We start from the raw sequence: 19,013 nt of genomic DNA, 5'->3' as shown, positions 1-19,013 counted from the left end.
CGGTTCGCTTTTATTTTATGTGATGATTTTAAGTTAAATTTGAAAATCTACATCTGTTTTGGTTTGAGTTTGTGTCTGCTGACGATATTCATGCGGTAAACAACCATAATATTTTTTAAAAGCTTTAGAAAAATTGGTATCTGAACTAAAACCCGTGCTAAGGGCAATACTAAGAATATTTTGTGCAGAGTGTCTGAGTAAATGGGCTGATTTTTGTAAGCGTAAATTTAAAATAAATGCATAAGGGCTAATATCCATTAACTGTTTAAACAGTCGCATAAAAGTCGCACGAGATAAATGTGTCATATCTGCCATTTGTTCAATATTCCAGTCATGTTCTGGATTTTGAATCAGTTGATGAATAAGTTTGCCTAATTTAGGGTGTTGTAAACTAGAAAATAATCCTGTTAAATGTTGTTGATAATGTTGTAAATAGCCTCGAATGAGCTGTACTAATAGCACAGAAGATAATGCATTCATCACGCTATTTGCACCGAGTAAATGATTTTGTTGTTGTTCAATTTCAAATAAATGAATTAATGAGGCTAAAGGTTTATAATCTAATTTTAAATGAATTAAAGGTGGTAGGCTTTGAATGAGTTGAGCAGGTTCAGCATAACTAAATTGTACGCAGAATAATTCACATTGTGTAAGTGGTGTTTGATGTTCTAGGTTGATGCTTTCGACATGATGGCTTAAAATATGTTCATCTAACATAGGAAAGAAAATCACATCACCTTGCGTTAAAAGCTGTGTTGAGCCATCTTTAAGGCGTAAATAACTTTGTCCTTGTGTTACGATATGTACTAAACCTTGACCTTGTTGTTGCTGTTGATGTATCAACCATTCATTACTTAAATGACAATGAATATGAATATTTGCAGAAAGTTGAGCAAATTGAATGAGTTGGTCAAGGGTGTCGTATGTGTGTAGCATAATTATATCGATGTATCACTAAATCGCATACATTTTAGCAGTTTTTTGAGATGATTTATAAGTTATTTCTAGTAAAAAATTGCAATAATAGTATCATCGAAAGTAACTATATAGGACAATGAAGATGTTCAAAGATTGGTCAGCACATACGACAGAAGTAAAGCAAGCCTTTGCAAAATTGGGTAAAGAATATCCTGATATGTTGAAAGCCTATGGTGCATTAGGTCAAGCAGCAGCAAATAGCGGTTTAGATGCAAAAACACGAGAGTTAATTGCTATTGCAGTTGCAATTACTACACGTTGCGAGAGTTGTATTAGCGTTCATGCGGAAGCTGCGATTAAAGCAGGTGCAACAGACGAAGAAGTGGCAGGTGCATTAGCAACAGCAATTGCTTTAAATGCGGGAGCAGCGTATGCTTATGCATTACGAGCAATGGAAGCGGTTGATGTACAACGTCCTGAAAATGGTTAAGGAGAAATAGATGAAAGTACTTCTATTGACACCCATCATTGTACTAGGGCTAATGGCATGTACTGATAAATCACAAGTAAATTCTCAACCTGCAATGGTACAACAACCTGTACAAAGCACACAACAAGCTGAAAAAGGTATTTGGATTGACGTGCGTACTGCTGATGAGTTTAATCGTGGACATTTAGCTCATGCAGTCAATATTGCACATGGTGATATAGCGGAGAAAATTGCTACTGTTGAACCAAATAAAAATGCACCGATTCATTTATATTGTCAGAGTGGTCGCCGTGCAGAAATTGCTCGTAAAACTTTATTGGAAATGGGCTATACCAATGTCATCAATCATGGGGCTTATGATGATTTGAAAAAGCAACAGCCATAATGCAAAAAAACGCTATTCTTGAGAATAGCGTTTTATTTTGTAAACAATCAACAATTTGCCTTGTAAATAGGTATTCATACTAAAGCAATTAAAATATATTTAAGATGAGTTTATAGAGTGTTTCGTTATGGTTTAGATACAATTACTCGTTTGTTGAATACTCATCATAAACCTAAATAATTCAATGGGATAGATTTATTTAGGCTTTAGTTATGTATTTAGATATAGACGTTAATATCAATATTTTTGTGAATTAATCTACATCTGCACCCCTTCATAATAACCATGTAATTGACGATAAATCGTTATTGCCTTTGACATCATAAGCAAAATCGGCAAATCGTTTGCCACGATAATCGGCTTCGGCTAATTTATAATTTTGAATCTCTGTTCCCATCGCTCCATCAAGAAATAAAATTCGCTCTTGTAATAAGGCTTGCAAACGGGCTTTGTTGGTGCTTTGAGTGGTTTGATAAGGAAAATGAGCAGGAGGCGTAAGCTGAAAATTATCTGGATTATGGATTTTGTGGGGTGTATTTTCTTTTTGGCTAGGAGTACAACCGCAGGTGTCGGAATGGATGTGCATTTTGGCTAATCTCTTGGCTAAATTTATGGATATTATAGCATTTTTGGGGAATTTTTGGAAAAATGTGCTAAAATTGAGCAGGGGACTATTGAAGTGTCAAAATTGATTGGGTTAGGAGAATGCTATGAAAAAATCATCACCAGACGATTCTTTGAATGATTTAGCGAAATATTTAAATGACTTGGCAGAAAAATCTCCAGCAAAATTAGTTGCTCTTGTCATCTCTTTTCTGTTACTGCCCACGATCTTTGTAGCAAGTATTGTTGGTTTGGGGCAGAAGTTAGTATATGAGTATAAAGGCTACGAAACTCATCGTTATCGCCATTCACCATCAAAAACTACTTATATTTTTGGTGGCTATAATTTTACCAGTGTCTCAGTCAATGAATACAGAGCCTTAGATAAATTGCCACCACCACTCACAGATGTGATAGACATTTATCCAAATGCCAAAATTTTTAAGGGTAATTTGTCCTTTGATCGCAAAGAAGTTTATTGGTTTGATGGCTCACTTTATATTCATTCACCAGATGAGCTAGAACAAATCATTCAATTTTATGAAAATTCCGTGCGTAATAAACCCAATGTAGGTAATATTCAACCAAGTATTATTGGTATTGAATTTTATGAAAAAGACGGTCAGGTCAATCGTTTTGATATTTCAAAACTAGACGAACAAGGTGCAATATCGCCAATTAGACCAGAATACCCAGAAATCCCCGACAACCATCATATTTATCATCTGCATTTTAAGGGAAAATCTGACCCTGTTAGGGTGAAGTGATTGTTGCTTATCATCATAACTTTTTTAAATGGTTTACAGAATATTGGCTATTCTGCTTCAAGATATTTTAAAGTATCTCTTTTAATAAAACGATGTTTTGGGTGAATAAGATACTTATCATTTTCTAAATCTGTGGCAAATTGTTCAAAAAAATCTGTTAATGATACAGCCAATAATTCACAGCTTGGGTCATCGTGCCACATTTGAATAATTTGCCCTTTGGTGCCTGTCTCGCTTGGGTCAAGGTCAATCATTTTATAATCAGCAGTAGAGCTTTGTGTGAATGGTATCCATTTTGGATTAAACCAATAATTAGGTTTAATCGCTAAACTATCTGGTTCGCAACCAAAATCTATACCATCATCACTAAAAACTTGCTCATCATATAATTGTTTTAATATTTGATAATTTGTGATTATCTGCTCAATGGAAAGCCAATCATCGTGCAATACCGAACCAAAATCCAAACCATTATAAATACGATAAATATCTTTAAACTCTTTGGGTAATTCAAAACCCAATACCTGTTCTAATTTAGCAAAATCATCATCAGTCGCTCCATCATTAAATGATAAATCTATATCACTTTGAGAATGTTGTTTTAAGCGTTCAAATTGAGCGTAAATACGATTGAAAATGACTTGCATAGGTATTTCCTAGAGTTATGAATTACATGGTAGGTTTAAGGGGAAAATTTGAATCCATTATAAGAAAACTGTACCGTTTCGTTTTAATGTCTAGTAAAACATCCATGTATCCCTAAAACTTAAATAATACACCCACCTTTTAGGTCATAGCAAAAGCATACATCTACATCTGCACGCCTTCATAATAACCATGTAACTGACGATACAAACCCGGTGTAACCCCAGTCCATTTTTTAAAAGCACGATGGAATGTACTGCTTTCACTAAAGCCAATATGTAATGCGACATCTTCCAAATTATACTTTGGATCAAGTAATAAATGAATAGCAACATCACGGCGTAAAGCATCTTTTACCCCTTGATAGCTTTTACCCTCTGTTACTAAACGGCGACGTAAAGTTTGCTGTGAAATATACAACATATTTGCCACTTCATTTAAAGTTGGCATTTCTTCACCGATATGAGATTTTAAAATATCACGAATACGTGAGCTTAAAGAATGAGTATTTTTATATTTTACCAATAGATTAGCAGGAGCATATTTTAAGAAATCTTCTAAATTCTCTTTGGTACGGCGTACTGGTAAATCTAAATAATCTGATGCAAAAATCATTTCACTGCGTGCCATATTAAACTTGAGCACAGGTGCAAAAAATAATGCATCATATTCTTCTACATGGGCAGGGCGTTCATAGTTAAAATGACAACGTTCTAAGGGAATACGGCGGTCTATCAACCATGAAGCTAAACCATGCCAAATCATCATTAAGCCTTCACTTAAAAAATGGTCTGGGTCTTTTTCATTTGGGATATTAAATACTAAACGTGAGTCGTGTTTATCACGCTCTAAAGTTACTGTCCAATCATCGCCAAATAATTTGTAAAATTGCGAACTTAAATCTAAGGCTTCACCTAAAGTTTTACTATGGATAATTAACTGACACATCATAGCAAACGTACCTAAACGGCGTGGTTGCTCATCAAATGCAACGTGTTCATCTTGCGTAACGAGCCACAACATTTTAACAAATCGCATATATTGTTCTGCTGAAATGCGTGCCTGTGGATGATTTAGCAATTCTGCTTCAATTCCAACATGGGCAAGTAAGTTTTCTACATCCATACCCAAACGCTTAACCCCCGTTAAACCTGCTTTCACAAAATGAATGCTAATTGTTTCACGGCTGACTTGTTGCAGTTGTTTTTCAGTCATCATCATCGATGTTCACCTATTGGCATTATTGACAGTATAGGGTGGTTATTTTAGCAAGTTTATATGAAATTGACTATAATCATTTAGAGTTTTTGATATATTTGTTCATCAAAACCTGCTATTAATTCTTCGCCTGTATCTAAAATAGGGCGTTTAATCATACTGGTATTTGCTATCAGCATTTCAATCAAATTTTGTTCATTTTCAATCGTATATTGCTGTTGCTGTTCACTCAATTTTTTCCACGTTGTGCCTTTTTTATTTAAAACAGTTTCTGTACCAAGTTGTGCAATCCAAGTTTTTAAAGTATCTGCATCGATACCTAGTTTTTTATAATCATGAAATTCATAAGCAATATTTGCCTGTTGTAAGGCATCAAATGCTTTTTTCATTGAGTTACAATTTTTAATACCATAAATTTTCATAGCTTATTTCTCGCTTTATATTGATAAGCTATTTTACACAATTATCTTTTTAATATACAAGTCTAAAACCTAATTATCATACTGAAATATATAAAAATAATTTATCTAAATAATCAATAGTATAAAACTAAATGAGATAGATTAAGGTTTATAATTGATAATAGTTATTAAATTTGTTATGATAAGTAAAATTTTTTTGAGGATTTTTGTAATGAAAAAAATTTTATTTAAACTCAGTTTATTAACTAGTGCTATTTTATCGTGTTCTGTAGCAATGGCACAACAAACGGTAGAAACAAAACAGGTGTTACCGACAATAGAAGTAACAGCTCAACAAGGTACAAAATACAAAACTAATGTTGTAACAACTGAAGTGAAAAATGAAAGTACTGAAACGGATTTACGTGGTTTATTAAAAGAAGAACCTGCAATTGAAATTAGCGGTGGTAATGGTACTTCTCAATATTATGCTATTCGTGGTATGGGACAAAATTCTATTGATGTTAAAGTAGATAATACTTATTCAGATAGTCAAATTTTATATCATCAAGGGCGTTTTATGCTTGACCCTTCTTTAGTAAAAATTGTTGAAGTACAAAAAGGTGCAGGTTCTGCAAGTGCAGGTATTGGTGCAACCAATGGTGCAATCATCGCAAAAACAGTTGATGCTTTAGATTTGCTAGAAAATAGTGATAAAGATTACGGTTTTAAAATTCATGGTGGCTATAATAGTAATGATGGTCATAACTATGGTGCAACTGCTTTTGCTAAAGCAGGAAATTTTGACTTTTTATTATCAGCAAATCGTATAGATGAAGATGATTATAAAGGTGGTAAAGGCTATAAAAATTCAAGCAATAGTGATGTTGTTACCAATAGTGCTTTAGATAAAATTGGCGGTTTAGCAAAAATTGGGGTAACTGCAGGTAATCACCGTTTTGTTATTAGCCATATGCATGAACAGCATGAGGGTGATCGAGGTATTCGTCAAGAATTTGATATGGCAGAAACACGTTTAGCTGTAGCAAGTTTAAATGGTCGTCAAAGAGCAGCTGGATTACGATTAGCTGAAGCCACAGGTCGTAAAGATAATCAAGGGCGAGATACTTTCTATGTAGTACGTGCGAATGGTCAACCAGTTTTACAAAATGAAGCGAGTGATACAAAAATCACACAGCAAACGACTAATTTAGAATGGACTGCAACGGATTTAGGGCTTGTTGATAAAGCAACCGCTAACGTTTATTTCATGGAAAAAGAGCGTAAATCGGCAGATGATACCGCAAATGGTTATGCAGGTAATGTTCCAGGTGCTACGGTTACAACGATTAAAACCAAAGGTGCAAATGTTAATTTTGACTGGAAAGTTGCTGATGATACTATCTTGAAAACAGGTGTTAATTACCGTCATCAAGAAATTTCACCACATGAATTTAATCAAAATATCCGTAATTTAGATAACACAGGAACAATAACTTTAAGTAATCCTGAAAAAACAGATACAGGTGCTTATGTTGAAGTGATTAGTGAGATTGCTGATACTGTTACTTTAACAGGTGGTTTACGCTATGACCATTTTAAATTTAAAGCTATGGACGGTAAAACTGTTTCTAGTGATGATATTAACCCAAGTATCGCTATTAAATGGACTCCAATTCAAGGTCTCAGTTTAAATGCTAATCATCATTATGCAACACGTAGTCCACGTATGTATGATGCTTTATTAACACATGGCTATCGTGGTATTACCACTATTGCTGATGGTACAACTGCAGAACGTGCAAAAAATACTGAAGTTGGTATAAATTATACACATACTTTTGCGAATGATAGTACATTATCTGCAAATGCAAGCTATTTCTGGCAACGTATTGATGATGCTGTAATTAATCCACAAGATCGTCATACAACAGCTGATAGAACAACTATCCGTGAAATTGAAAATGCAGGTTATATTACCAATAAAGGTTTTGAAATTGATTTCACATATCGTATTAATGGCTTAACTGTTAAAGCGGGTATGGCAGATAGCGATCCTGTTTTCCATGCAGTTAAGCAAAGCAATAATAATGATATGAACCCTGAATTTGGTGCAAAAGTTGGACGTACTTGGACAAGTTCTATTGCTTATCGTTTTAATCAACCAAATTTAGAACTTGGTGTGCGTAACCGTACTGCAGAAAAATCAGATAAATCATTACGTGAAGGTATAATTACTGCACAGCGTGATGGCTATAGTGTAACAGATATTTTTGCAAATTGGAAACCATTAGCGAATGACCGTTTAAATGTAAACTTTGCTATCAATAATATCACTGATGATAATTATCGTCTGCATAGCCAACGTGCAAATGCTGGTTTACCTGCTACAGGTCGTGATTTCCGTGTAGGATTTAACTATACGTTCTAATCTAAATCGACACACTTAAAAAACCTAAAACGGCTCATCAATATGATGAGTCGTTTTTGATGTAAAATTGACTTAATTTATCTGATTAATATTGTGAATATTTAAAAAACTGCCTTTTTAAACAATAACTTGCCTATACCTTTTAACCAAGCATTTAGTAAATATAAAAAAGCGATTAATAAAATTACTGAACCTAATACAATACTTGATTTGGTTAAAATATCAGCATTCCATGTTGTCCATAATAAAGGGCTAAACCATACACTAGCCAAAGCCAATAAAGCCGAAAAAATCAAACTATTACGCATAATCCAACGAGCGTGGGCTAAAATCCATTGTTCATTTTTATGGTTACGCTCAATATTCCACGCCACTGCATAGGCTAAAATAACGCCAATTCCTGTAAATAAAGCTGTCAATAAAAATAAATACGCTAAACTTAAACCCACACGAGATGTACCATTTATCGTGGTATCGATAACTAGTTCTGTTGCGACATCATCTATTGTAGTCGTATGGGGTGTATCTGTTGGTTTTTCGGTCATTTTATCATCAAACGGGCTTTTATGAATACATGGACTTGTGTTGTATCATCATGCAAAAATTAGTTGTTACTATAATGTTTTTTTCAAATTTTCGCACCTAATTTTTGTTTAATTTGAGTAGCTTTTCAGCATATCGTCAATTTTTACATCTCTTGGTCATATTATTTACCATGATGTCGTTTTTAGTTTATAAACATGAAATTTTTGTAACTATGGCGATAGTTTAATCCTTTTTATGATAAAATCCTATCACATTTTTCATTTGTATCGAGTATGACAATGTTAAAATCATGTATGACTTTATCTCATGTAAAACAAAGTATTTTAGTGCTGTCTATTTTAGCACTTTCAGCGTGTACAACCATTGTTGAACCCCCTGCTTATGTAACAGCAATGAACCAAAATACGGCGACTAATAGCGTAAATGGCGTAAATCAGAGCATAAATACCATTCAAGATAATTTAAAACTCGATAGTCAAATTACGCAAAAATTAGCGATGCTGACCAATGAAGTAAAAGTGCATAATTTGAGTCATGTAACTCATCAAGCAGTAAACTTAGATGGTGAACGCTATATTATTTTAAGTTTTCATACTTTAGATAATAAAGTGTATCGTACACGTGTCATTGCATCAAAAATTAACAACCAAACCTTACAACGTTTACAGCAGTTAAAAGGAGCAACTTTAATTGGTTATATGCCAATTTCAGGTTATCCACAACAATTTTTCTTTAGAAATTATAAAGACCTAATCTTTTAATCATTTCCCATGATACATAAAATCATTCATATTGATATGGATGCATTTTATGCATCTGTGGAATTAAAAAAACGTCCTGAATTACAACATTTACCTGTGGTAGTGGCATTTAACCGCTCTCGCTCAGTAATTTGTGCAGCTTCTTACCCCGCTCGGCAATTCGGTTTACGTTCTGCTATGCCTTTAAGTCAAGCCAAAAAATTATGTCCACAACTTATTACCATTTCACCTAATTTTGATGAATATCGTCAAATTTCTCAACGTATTCATCAAATTTTTAAACATTATACCGACAAAATCGAACCTATTGCCTTAGATGAAGCTTATTTAGATGTTACGCAAAATAAACTTGGTATTGCTACAGCAACTGAAGTCGCTCAATGTATTCGTCAAGATATTTGGCAACAGTTAGGTTTAACTGCATCAGCAGGCGTTGCACCCAATAAATTCTTAGCAAAAATTGCCTCAGATTGGCAAAAACCGAATGGATTATTTGTCATCAAGCCACATCAAGTACAACAGTTTATATTACCCTTAGCACTCAAAAAAATACCGGGAGTGGGCAAAGTTACTCAACAAAAATTAGCTGATTTAGGTTTTCATACTTTGGGTGATTTACAACAGGTTGATGAAAATTTTTTAATACAACATTTTGGTAAATATGGCAAACAGTTATTTTTATTTGCTCAAGGTATTGATGAACGTCCTGTCATTAGTGAACGTCATTATCAACAAATTTCTAAAGAAATAACCTTTAATCAGGATTTAAATCTCATTCAAGCACAACATTATTGGCAAGACCTAGCTCAACAAATTTGGCATAGCTTACTCAAAAAACAATGTGTTGCTTTTGGTTTAAACGTCAAACTTAAACGTACCAATTTTCAAATCATACAACATAGCCAAAGTTTTAAACAGCCATTTCATTCTGTACATGATATTTTAATCGCTTGTCAGCAGTTACTATATGAACTACATATTGCTGATGATATGCCATTTCGTTTAATTGGTCTAGGTGTGTACCATTTAGAAAAAAATTATCAGCCCTCACAGCTCAATTTATGGTAGCTTAATTGGTGGCTTAATGTAGCAGAAATATGCCTAAATCCTATATTGTACAACATTTCTATACTACTCTTTTTATTGAAATCATGTTATGTTACATCTCAGAATTTAAGATGGTGTAAATATTATGAAACGTTTAACTTTAATTTGTGGATCATTATTTTTAGTTTCTTGTACCAAAATGGTTGTACCACCAACAAATACTGCCATTCAACAGCCTAATACACAAACCACACATCAACCATTACCATCAATGAATGAACAGGCGACTTATATTCCATTACCAACACAAATCACTACACCAGTCCAAAAACCAATTTATACACCAAGCATAAGCCAATATCAACCGCAAAATGATTATTATAGTTGTTTGGCAAATTTACGTCAGCGTGCGATTGCAAGTGGTGTGCGTGGCGATGTTTATGACCGTTATACGTCATCATTACGTCCTGATTATTCAGTCATTGACCGTTTAAATTATCAACCTGAATTTTCTACACCAGTTTGGGATTATTTATCAGGCTTAGTTGATGATGAACGTATTGAACAAGGTCGCCAACAACTAGCTCAACAACGTGCAACTTTAAATCGTGTACAAAACCAATATGGTATTCCTGCTGAAACAGTGGTTGCTGTGTGGGGGGTAGAAAGTAATTATGGGCAAATTTCTGGACGTTATCCATTATTAACTGCACTTAGTACCTTAAGCTGTGAAGGTCGCCGTCAAGATTTTTATCGTGGACAATTTTTTGCTACTTTACGCATTTTACAACGTCAAGATTTACAAGAACATCAACTCTATGGCTCATGGGCAGGAGCTTTTGGTCATACCCAATTTATGCCCGGAACTTATGAACAATTAGCTGTTGATTTTGATGGAGATGGTCGTCGTGATTTAGTTTCTAGCACACCTGATGCCTTAGCTTCAACTGCCAATTTCTTAAAACGTGCAGGTTGGCAAACAGGTATGCCGTGGGGATTTGAAGTCAATATTCCTGCCAATATGTCAATCAATGGTGAAGGACGTACTCATAAAAAAACATTGAGTCATTGGTTAAACCGTGGTGTGATGCGTGCTGATGGTTCACCACTCATTCAAGGTAATTTAAATTCAAGTACATCGGCAGGTTTAATTGCTCCTGCAGGGCGGAATGGTCCAATTTTCTTAGTCTTTAAAAATTTTGATACGATTTATGGTTATAATCAATCAATTAGTTATGCTTTAGCAATTGCCCATTTATCAGACCGTTTAAAAGGTGGCTCACCAATTTTAGCGTCATGGCCAACTGATGATGCAGGTACATCTCGTGCTGAACGTCGTCAAATTCAACAATATTTAATCAATAAAGGTTATGATATTGGCACAGTTGATGGTTTAATTGGTGATAAAACTCGTCAAGCTATTCGACAAGAACAATTACGCTTAGGCTTAGAGCCAACAGGTCGTGCAGGACAAAAAATCTTGCGTGCCTTGCAATCTGGTCAATAATTATCGTCAATTCAATTCATAATTGAACAGTAAGGGCAAATTATATTTGCCCAAACAATTGATAAAAAGGGTTTATATAATAAACCCCTACATTTGTTATATTGTTCTGATTTAATACATACCTTGAATTGTAAATGAACTTGGACAAGTTTGAGTAACAGGTGTGGTACAGGTTTTATATTGACCATTTGCCTTATAACATACATGAATTTGTGTTAATAGTGTTTGTTTGCTTTTCCCATGTGTTTGGCAAACAAAACGAACTGCATCTCGTGGTAAATGTTGATTCACTTGCACAAAACGATTTTGCATATCATGATAAGATACATGATGAGACTGGGACGGTCGGACTTCATTTGGAATTTTTAATTTTTGTGAAAAGTTTATAATTTTACGAAAATATTGACTTGCATTACCACTTTCACAACCACCTACTTGAGTCCATACTTGCTGACGTACATATTCATTTGGCATCACTCGTGAAATGGCTTGTGCTTGTAAAGGTGGAAGTTGTGCTGATGTTGCAGTTACACAATTATGTGATGTATCAGGAAATAAACCTAAAATGGTGAAAGAATAGCCTTCTAAACATTTACGTTGTTTTTGTTGTGATGGCTCAAGCAAGCATATGGCTGGAGCCAGTTCAATTTTTAAATCGTAGGCAGATGGTGCTGCATGGCTCGTTGAACTCATCATCAATGATACACACCATACACAAAAAGATCCCAAATATGCTATATATCGGTAAGAGCAGGGGGTGAGTTCTGTGTTTTGCATCATCATTCTACTTAGTTTTTAGTTTATGACTTGAGATTTAAGGACTAATCGGTTGCATACGTTGTAAAATCGATGCATTACCTTGACCTAAAATCACACTATAATGTGTTGCATTAGTCATCACATGTTTAACATAATTGCGTGTTTCAACAATTGGGATACTTTCAGCATATTGGTCTGCTTGTAATGTACCAAATTGTGGTCGCCAACGTTCAGCACGGGATATACCACCATTATAACCTGCTGTGGCTAAGACTGCACTACCCGAACGGTTTAATAAACTTGATAAATAATGTGTTCCGTAACGAATATTGCTTTGTGGATTGCGTAATTTTGCATCACTATATGACTCGCCCATATCACGTGCAATAGTACGTCCTGTTGATGGCATCACTTGCATTAACCCCATTGCACCAACAGGCGAGCGTGCATTTTCATTAAAACGACTTTCTTGACGAATAATACCATAAGCCCATGCAGGATTAATACCCACATTTTGACTATAATTGACCACATCATAACGATAATTTTCAGGATAACGTAACTGATAATTATGTTTGGCTACTGTACGCTCAGCTGCATAAATACTACGGTCATACCAACCCATTTGTTGAGCACGCTGTGCGGCAGCTATTAGCATACCATCATCTTGTTGTAAAACTGCCTGACGTACTGCCCAATTCCATTCACGGTTAGTATAATTCGCTGGAGCATTAATATTTTTTAAAGTAAATGCACGTTGAAAATGCACATTTTGATTTAAGCGACTTTCATCTTGATAATTTGGCTGATAATTCATTTCATGTTGTAATGGTTCACCCAAACGTGATTTTGCCCATAAATGATGATAATCACTACCTGATTTTGATAACTGCTTATAAATTTGATTTGCACGAGAATGATGACCTAATTGCTCATACGCACGAGCTATCCAATATCGCCAACGGTCTTCTTGTTGAGTCTGTTTTGGCATAGCTTCAATTGCAGATAATACACTATTCCACTCACTAAAACGAATCGCTTGGCGAGCATAAATTTCCGCTTCGCCTAAGCTAAACGGAATACCTTCACTTTTCTTGAAATAATTGACCACTTCACGGTTAAAGCCATGATCCATCACATGTGTACCGCCTATATAAGCAACCGTACGATACAAATATTTGGTTACATAAGCAGGTGTACCTTGAGCAACTTGCTCGACCATTTCAAATGCACTTGATAAATTATTTTTTGCTAAACGCCCCATCGCATAAATTAAATATGCCTGTTCTTCATTGGAATGTTTACCAGCCGACCATAAATAAACTTGTGGATTTTGTTCAATCATCGCTAATTGTTCATTTGATAATTGTAATCCTACCTGATAGCCTGCATTCACCGCATTAAAACGCTCGTCGGCAAGCAATAATCCCCAAATACGTTGTAGTTTTTGTGGGTATGCAATTTGCTGACTACGCATTAAATGATTAGCTAAATCTTTACAAGCCTGAGTCTCTTCCTTTTGTTCCATGACTCGATTCCAATAAATATCATTGAGTAAAAATACGTCTTGTTTATCGCTATGACTTGATTTTTTTCCTGTATTCAATTCAGCTTGAGCAATGGCACAACTTTCAGGCAAATCAGGATTATTTACCGCAGATACCAATTGTTGAGCCGAATGATAATCGCCCATTTTCACTTTAGTTTCAACATAATCGGCTGATAGTTTTTCTGCCATTGCCGAGTTTGGATATTTTTGTGCAAATTGTTGAATTGCATAGGCAGGTTGGCTAGCTAAATTATTATTTAACATCCAATATTCTGGATAATAGCCTAAATAATCGCCTTGCATCGATTGTTGAAAATATTCTAAAGATGCCATATCCCCAGATTGAGCTGCACGTAAAGCATCATTAAATTGTTCTTCACTTGCACAAGCAGATAAACCATACCCCAAACCTGTAGCTAAAATAATTGTTTTTAGACTTGATGTCAAAATCGTTGAGCAAAAATGCTGATTTAATAAATGTGTACGTATTTTCATCATCATAAGACCGAATATTTATTAAGTTCTATTCTAACCATTTTACAAATATAATCATTGTAGATTATGTAACATTTGATTGTGAAATCATAATTATTCAGTAGTATTTATCAACTAAATAGCATAATTTATCCAATATTTTATAGATAGTTTTAATCTTTGATAACACACCTGTTATATCTTTACTCTAGTAATTTCTTTTAAATCAATGCTATCATTAATACTTGTTTTTCGTTAATATTGATTTCATGAAACAAAATAATCTGCGTGGTCAATTTCAATGGTCATTTCTGCACCCTAAATATTGGGGGATTTGGCTTGCTTTAGCTTTTTTAATTTGTATGGCTTATCTTCCATGGGCAATACAATGGCGTTTAGCCCGTGCTTTAGGAAAATTTGCATGGAAAATACTCAAATCACGGCGTAAAACCACACTACGCAACCTAGAATTATGCTTTCCTGAATGGTCGCCAAACCAACGAGTACAACAAGGTGAACAAGTTTTTATCGATATGATGACAGGCGTATTTGAAACGTTGAATGCGTGGTATTGCCCACAATGGTTTAAAGGGCGTGTCGATATTGTCGGTTTAGAACATTTACAGCAGGCTCAACAACAAGGGCATGGCGTATTATTATTAGGCACGCACAGCACGCTACTTGATGCAGGTGGCTATATTTGTCGCCATTATTTTGACCCTGATGTCGTATATCGTCCACAAAATAATCCTTTACTTGATATGTTGATTTATCATAATCGTCATAAAATTTATCAACATCAAATTGCTCATCATGATATGCGTGGTTTAATTCGTAACTTAAAAAATCAGCGTGTAATTTGGTATAGTCCAGACCAAGATTTTGGTTTAAAACAAGGTGTGATGGCAAATTTTTTTGGTATTCCAGCCGCAACCATTACCGCTCATCGCCGTTTATTAAAAATGACCAATGCGGTGGCGATTCCTTTATTTTTCTATCGTAAAGGCGATATTGATAATCCACGTTATGAAATTATCATCGAACCAATTTTAGAACATTTCCCAAGTGATGATGAAGTTGCTGATGCCAATCGTACTAACCAAATTATTGAACGTCAATTACGCATTGCTCCAACCCAATATATGTGGTTTCATCGCCGTTTTAAAACACGTCCAGATGGCTATCCATCACTTTATTAAAATTGATAGCATATAGATTTCGAGAAGTTATGATGAAAAAAACATTAAAAATTATGCAGTTGTTGCCAGAACTCAATAGTGGTGGTGTAGAGCGTGGCACATTAGAATTAGCTCGTGCATTGGTCGCTCAAGGACATCAATCTCTTGTGGTTTCTAATGGTGGACGTTTAGTTTCACAACTTGAATCTGAAGGTTCTCAACATTTTCAACTCGCTATTCATAAAAAATCATTGGCAAGTTTATGGCAAATTCGTCCTTTACGTCAGCTCATTATGCAACAACGCCCTGATATTGTGCATGTACGTTCTCGTGTACCTGCATGGCTTACGCATTTTGCTTTGAAAGGTATTCCAGCAGAACACCGTCCACATTTAGTGAGTACCGTTCATGGTTTTTATTCGGTCAATGCTTATAGTGCCATTATGACTAAAGCTGAAAAAGTGATTGCTGTTTCAGAGAGCGTGGTAGATTATATTCATCAACATTATCCGCATTGCCCAAAACAAGATATTATTCGTATTTATCGTGGTATTGACCCGAATGCTTTTCCGTTTAATTATCGCCCAAGTGAAGCATGGCAACAGCAAATTTTACAACAATTTCCACAATTTCAAGATAAATATTTGATTGCATTGGCAGGACGTATTACACGTTTAAAAGGGCATGAAACCTTGATTAATATTATGCAACAACTTAAAAATGATTATCCACACGCTCATGCAGTGATTATTGGTGATGCTCACCCTAAAAAACAGGATTATCTTGCTGAATTAAAACAGAAAATTAAAGATTTAAATTTGGAACAACATATCACTTTTGTCGGACATCGTAGTGATATGAAAGACTGGCTCGCATTTTGTGATGTCTCACTTTCGCTGTCTAATCAAGCTGAAACCTTTGGACGCACCACATTGGAAAGTTTAGCACTTGGTCGTCCCGTCATTGGGTGGAATCGTGGTGGTGTGGCAGAAATTTTATCGGCACTCTACCCACAAGGTTTAATTGATGTTGATGATGAAATTACTTTATTGCACACTATTCAGCAACATATTCAATATCCACCGCAATTAAAAGCAGTAGAAAAATTTCATTTAAATGAAATGACAGGGCAAACTATTGATTTATATCAATCGTTAATGCAATCTTAGATGTGTTTATCTCGCTAAAAAACGAGTCATATCTTCAATGCCTTGCAAGGTCATCGGAAACATTTGCCCTTGCATAATAGTTTTAATAATATCAATACTTTGTGTATATTGCCAATACTGCTGATGTTCAGGATTTAGCCAAGCCACTTTATCAAAATGGTTGATAAAACGCTTTAACCATACTTGTCCTGTTTCAGCATTCATATGTTCCACACTTCCGCCTACTGATAACAATTCATAAGGCGACATTGATGCATCGCCAACAAAAATCACCCGATAATCTTGAGCATAAGTGTGTAATAAATCAAATGTAGGCATTGCACTCGCCGCACGGCGTTCATTATCTTTCCACACATATTCATAAACACAGTTATGAAAATAAAAAAATTCTAGCGTTTTAAATTCATTTTTACAGGCAGAAAATAGTCGCTCACATTCTGTAATATAGCTATCCATACTTCCGCCAATATCAAATAACATCAACACTTTCACACGGTTACGTCTCTCAGGTCGCATTTGAATATCTAGCAGACCTTTTTGTGCAGTTTTTTGAATGGTTGCTTCAATATCAAATTCATTTGCTGAGCCTGTACGGGCAAATTGACGTAATTTGCGTAATGCCATTTGCATACTACGAATTTCAAGTTGACTATCGCTATCTAAATTGCGATATTGACGTTGTTCCCAAACTTTTACCGCACTTCTTTTGCGAGATTCTCCGCCAATGCGAATCCCTTCAGGATGATCACCATAAGAACCAAATGGCGAAGTTCCACCCGTACCAATCCATTTATTGCCCCCTTGATGACGTTCTTTTTGTTCTTTAAAACGTTGTTCTAAGGCTTTGAGCAATTCTTCTAATGAGTCATATTTTTTAAGTAAACGGCGTTGTTCTTCTGTTAAATTTTTAGGGTTGAGTTTTAACTCAAGCCACTCTTTGGGAATTGTGCCGAGTCGATTGATTAATTCATCAATATCTAAACTATCGATACCTTGAAAATAATCCGCCATTGCACGGTCAAATTTATCAAAATATTTTTCATCTTTGACCATACACAAACGCACTAATTGATAAAACTGTTCTTGATTGGCAAAAACCAAACCTGCCTCTAATAATGCGTGTAAATCCAACAATTCTCGTGTAGAAACAGGTACGCCATACACACGTAAAGTATAAAATAAATTAATAAACATTAACGATTTAACCGAAACATAAATCCTAAACGTTCAAGCAAATTCATATCTTGCTCATTTTTAATTAATGCCCCTGCCATCGGTGGGAGTTTATCTTGGCTGTCAAATAAGGCTTGGGTTTGCTGTTCATCAGCGGTTAAAAGTTTTAACCAATCCACCAATTCAGATGTTGATGGTGGTTTTTTCAAACCATTGATTTCTCGAATGCCATAAAATACCGCTAATGCTTGTTCAACTAAACGTTCTTGTAAACCATTAAAATGCACATCAATGATGGCTTTCATGGTTTCTTGATCAGGAAAATCAATATAATGGAAAAAGCAACGGCGTAAAAATGCATCAGGCAATTCTTTTTCATTATTAGAGGTAATAATCACAATTGGACGTTGCTTTGCGGTAATGGTTTCGCCTGTTTCATAGACGTAAAATGACATTTTATCCAATTCATGTAATAAGTCATTGGGAAACTCAATATCTGCTTTGTCAATTTCATCAATTAATAATACTACACGCTGTTTGCTCGTAAACGCCTGCCATAATTTTCCTGCTTTAATATAATTAGCAATATCATAAACACGGTCATCACCAAGCTGACTATCACGCAAACGAGAAACCGCATCATATTCATATAATCCCTGCTCGGCTTTTGTGGTCGATTTAATATGCCAAGTTAGCAATTCTAAACCTAAACTCTGTGCAACTTGTTCTGCCAATAGTGTTTTACCTGTCCCCGGTTCACCTTTAATTAACAATGGTTTTTGTAAACGAATGGCAGCATTAACTGCTAGTTTTAGACTTTCTGTAGCAATATATTGTTCGGTGCTATTAAATTGGTTCATCATTTTTTAACCATTGGCTTCGTGATAATATCATTATTGTAAGCGAATTTATGATGAACGGCAATCAACAATTTATTTTCATTTTTGAGTAAATTTGATGGTTAATTGAGTATATAATATAATCATTATTTG

The 19,013-nt window shown here is 34.9% G+C and carries 17 protein-coding genes and 2 pseudogenes; 9 read left to right on the top strand and 10 right to left on the bottom strand.

The features are described 5' to 3' along the window. Nucleotides 1–33 precede the first annotated feature (33 nt). Nucleotides 34–936, bottom strand: coding sequence for a helix-turn-helix domain-containing protein (locus tag LU301_RS11630; RefSeq protein WP_305271045.1), 903 nt, complete (start codon nucleotides 934–936; stop codon nucleotides 34–36). Between the two features lie 124 nt (nucleotides 937–1,060). Here LU301_RS11630 and LU301_RS11625 point away from each other — a divergent pair, with 124 nt between their 5' ends. After that, entirely contained in the window at nucleotides 1,061–1,408 is a 348-nt protein-coding gene (locus LU301_RS11625) for a carboxymuconolactone decarboxylase family protein (protein ID WP_305271042.1), read from the top strand. Nucleotides 1,409–1,418: 10 nt separating this feature from the next. Next, nucleotides 1,419–1,793: a rhodanese-like domain-containing protein gene (locus LU301_RS11620; RefSeq protein ID WP_305271039.1), complete on the top strand. Its 375-nt coding sequence runs from the start codon at nucleotides 1,419–1,421 to the stop codon at nucleotides 1,791–1,793. A 286-nt stretch (nucleotides 1,794–2,079) separates the two neighbouring features. Here the strand turns inward: LU301_RS11620 and LU301_RS11615 are convergent. Next, nucleotides 2,080–2,379 (bottom strand): annotated as a pseudogene (locus LU301_RS11615) (hypothetical protein); the annotation flags it as partial. A gap of 124 nt (nucleotides 2,380–2,503) precedes the next feature. On the opposite strand from LU301_RS11615, the gene LU301_RS11610 reads away from it, so the two are divergent. Next, nucleotides 2,504–3,163, top strand: coding sequence for a hypothetical protein (locus LU301_RS11610; RefSeq protein ID WP_305271033.1), 660 nt, complete (start codon nucleotides 2,504–2,506; stop codon nucleotides 3,161–3,163). A 47-nt stretch (nucleotides 3,164–3,210) separates the two neighbouring features. Here the strand turns inward: LU301_RS11610 and LU301_RS11605 are convergent, their stop codons facing one another. The 3 genes from LU301_RS11605 to LU301_RS11595 form a co-directional block, all read right to left on the bottom strand. After that, the gene (locus LU301_RS11605) at nucleotides 3,211–3,810 is read right to left on the bottom strand and encodes an SMI1/KNR4 family protein (RefSeq protein WP_305271030.1); all 600 of its coding nucleotides are present in this window, start codon (nucleotides 3,808–3,810) and stop codon (nucleotides 3,211–3,213) included. A gap of 163 nt (nucleotides 3,811–3,973) precedes the next feature. Beyond that, nucleotides 3,974–5,023, bottom strand: coding sequence for an AraC family transcriptional regulator (locus LU301_RS11600; RefSeq protein WP_305274085.1), 1,050 nt, complete (start codon nucleotides 5,021–5,023; stop codon nucleotides 3,974–3,976). Between the two features lie 83 nt (nucleotides 5,024–5,106). Continuing rightward, entirely contained in the window at nucleotides 5,107–5,448 is a 342-nt protein-coding gene (locus LU301_RS11595) for a Spx/MgsR family RNA polymerase-binding regulatory protein (protein WP_305271028.1), read from the bottom strand. A 211-nt stretch (nucleotides 5,449–5,659) separates the two neighbouring features. Here LU301_RS11595 and LU301_RS11590 point away from each other — a divergent pair, with 211 nt between their 5' ends. Beyond that, nucleotides 5,660–7,858, top strand: coding sequence for a TonB-dependent receptor domain-containing protein (locus tag LU301_RS11590; protein ID WP_305271026.1), 2,199 nt, complete (start codon nucleotides 5,660–5,662; stop codon nucleotides 7,856–7,858). Nucleotides 7,859–7,959: 101 nt separating this feature from the next. On the opposite strand, the gene LU301_RS11585 is transcribed toward LU301_RS11590, so the two are convergent. Continuing rightward, nucleotides 7,960–8,403, bottom strand: coding sequence for a hypothetical protein (locus LU301_RS11585; RefSeq protein ID WP_305271024.1), 444 nt, complete (start codon nucleotides 8,401–8,403; stop codon nucleotides 7,960–7,962). Between the two features lie 273 nt (nucleotides 8,404–8,676). Between LU301_RS11585 and LU301_RS11580 the strand changes: the two genes are divergently transcribed. The 3 genes and pseudogenes from LU301_RS11580 to LU301_RS11570 form a co-directional block, all read left to right on the top strand. Beyond that, the gene (locus LU301_RS11580) at nucleotides 8,677–9,165 is read left to right on the top strand and encodes a hypothetical protein (RefSeq protein WP_305271021.1); all 489 of its coding nucleotides are present in this window, start codon (nucleotides 8,677–8,679) and stop codon (nucleotides 9,163–9,165) included. A gap of 12 nt (nucleotides 9,166–9,177) precedes the next feature. After that, the gene (dinB, locus tag LU301_RS11575) at nucleotides 9,178–10,233 is read left to right on the top strand and encodes a DNA polymerase IV (protein WP_305274083.1); all 1,056 of its coding nucleotides are present in this window, start codon (nucleotides 9,178–9,180) and stop codon (nucleotides 10,231–10,233) included. Nucleotides 10,234–10,570: 337 nt separating this feature from the next. Then, nucleotides 10,571–11,719, top strand: a pseudogene (locus LU301_RS11570) (lytic murein transglycosylase); the annotation flags it as partial. A 111-nt stretch (nucleotides 11,720–11,830) separates the two neighbouring features. Here LU301_RS11570 and LU301_RS11565 read toward each other — a convergent pair. Then, on the bottom strand, nucleotides 11,831–12,496 hold the full coding sequence (locus LU301_RS11565; RefSeq protein ID WP_489681443.1) for a ribonuclease T2 family protein: 666 nt from the start codon (nucleotides 12,494–12,496) through the stop codon (nucleotides 11,831–11,833). A gap of 37 nt (nucleotides 12,497–12,533) precedes the next feature. Next, on the bottom strand, nucleotides 12,534–14,528 hold the full coding sequence (locus tag LU301_RS11560; RefSeq protein WP_370692202.1) for a lytic transglycosylase domain-containing protein: 1,995 nt from the start codon (nucleotides 14,526–14,528) through the stop codon (nucleotides 12,534–12,536). A gap of 242 nt (nucleotides 14,529–14,770) precedes the next feature. On the opposite strand from LU301_RS11560, the gene LU301_RS11555 reads away from it, so the two are divergent. Together LU301_RS11555 and LU301_RS11550 are read left to right on the top strand one after the other, a co-directional pair. Then, a complete protein-coding gene (locus tag LU301_RS11555; protein ID WP_305271013.1) occupies nucleotides 14,771–15,700 on the top strand; it encodes an LpxL/LpxP family acyltransferase in 930 nt (309 codons plus the stop codon). Between the two features lie 32 nt (nucleotides 15,701–15,732). Next, complete coding sequence (locus tag LU301_RS11550; protein WP_305274081.1) at nucleotides 15,733–16,848, top strand: glycosyltransferase family 4 protein; 1,116 nt, start codon at nucleotides 15,733–15,735, stop codon at nucleotides 16,846–16,848. Between the two features lie 6 nt (nucleotides 16,849–16,854). Here LU301_RS11550 and LU301_RS11545 read toward each other — a convergent pair whose 3' ends face one another. Together LU301_RS11545 and LU301_RS11540 are read right to left on the bottom strand one after the other, a co-directional pair. Further along, on the bottom strand, nucleotides 16,855–18,042 hold the full coding sequence (locus LU301_RS11545; RefSeq protein ID WP_305271010.1) for a vWA domain-containing protein: 1,188 nt from the start codon (nucleotides 18,040–18,042) through the stop codon (nucleotides 16,855–16,857). Further along, nucleotides 18,042–18,884, bottom strand: coding sequence for an AAA family ATPase (locus LU301_RS11540; RefSeq protein WP_370692201.1), 843 nt, complete (start codon nucleotides 18,882–18,884; stop codon nucleotides 18,042–18,044). Before LU301_RS11540 ends, LU301_RS11545 begins: the two co-directional genes overlap by 1 nt. Nucleotides 18,885–19,013 lie beyond the last annotated feature (129 nt).

The organism is Moraxella sp. ZY210820 (genome assembly GCF_030674635.1).
Classification (GTDB): domain Bacteria; phylum Pseudomonadota; class Gammaproteobacteria; order Pseudomonadales; family Moraxellaceae; genus Acinetobacter.
Note: the sequence above shows the minus strand (reverse complement) of the source record. Positions and strands in the feature narration are given on the sequence as shown.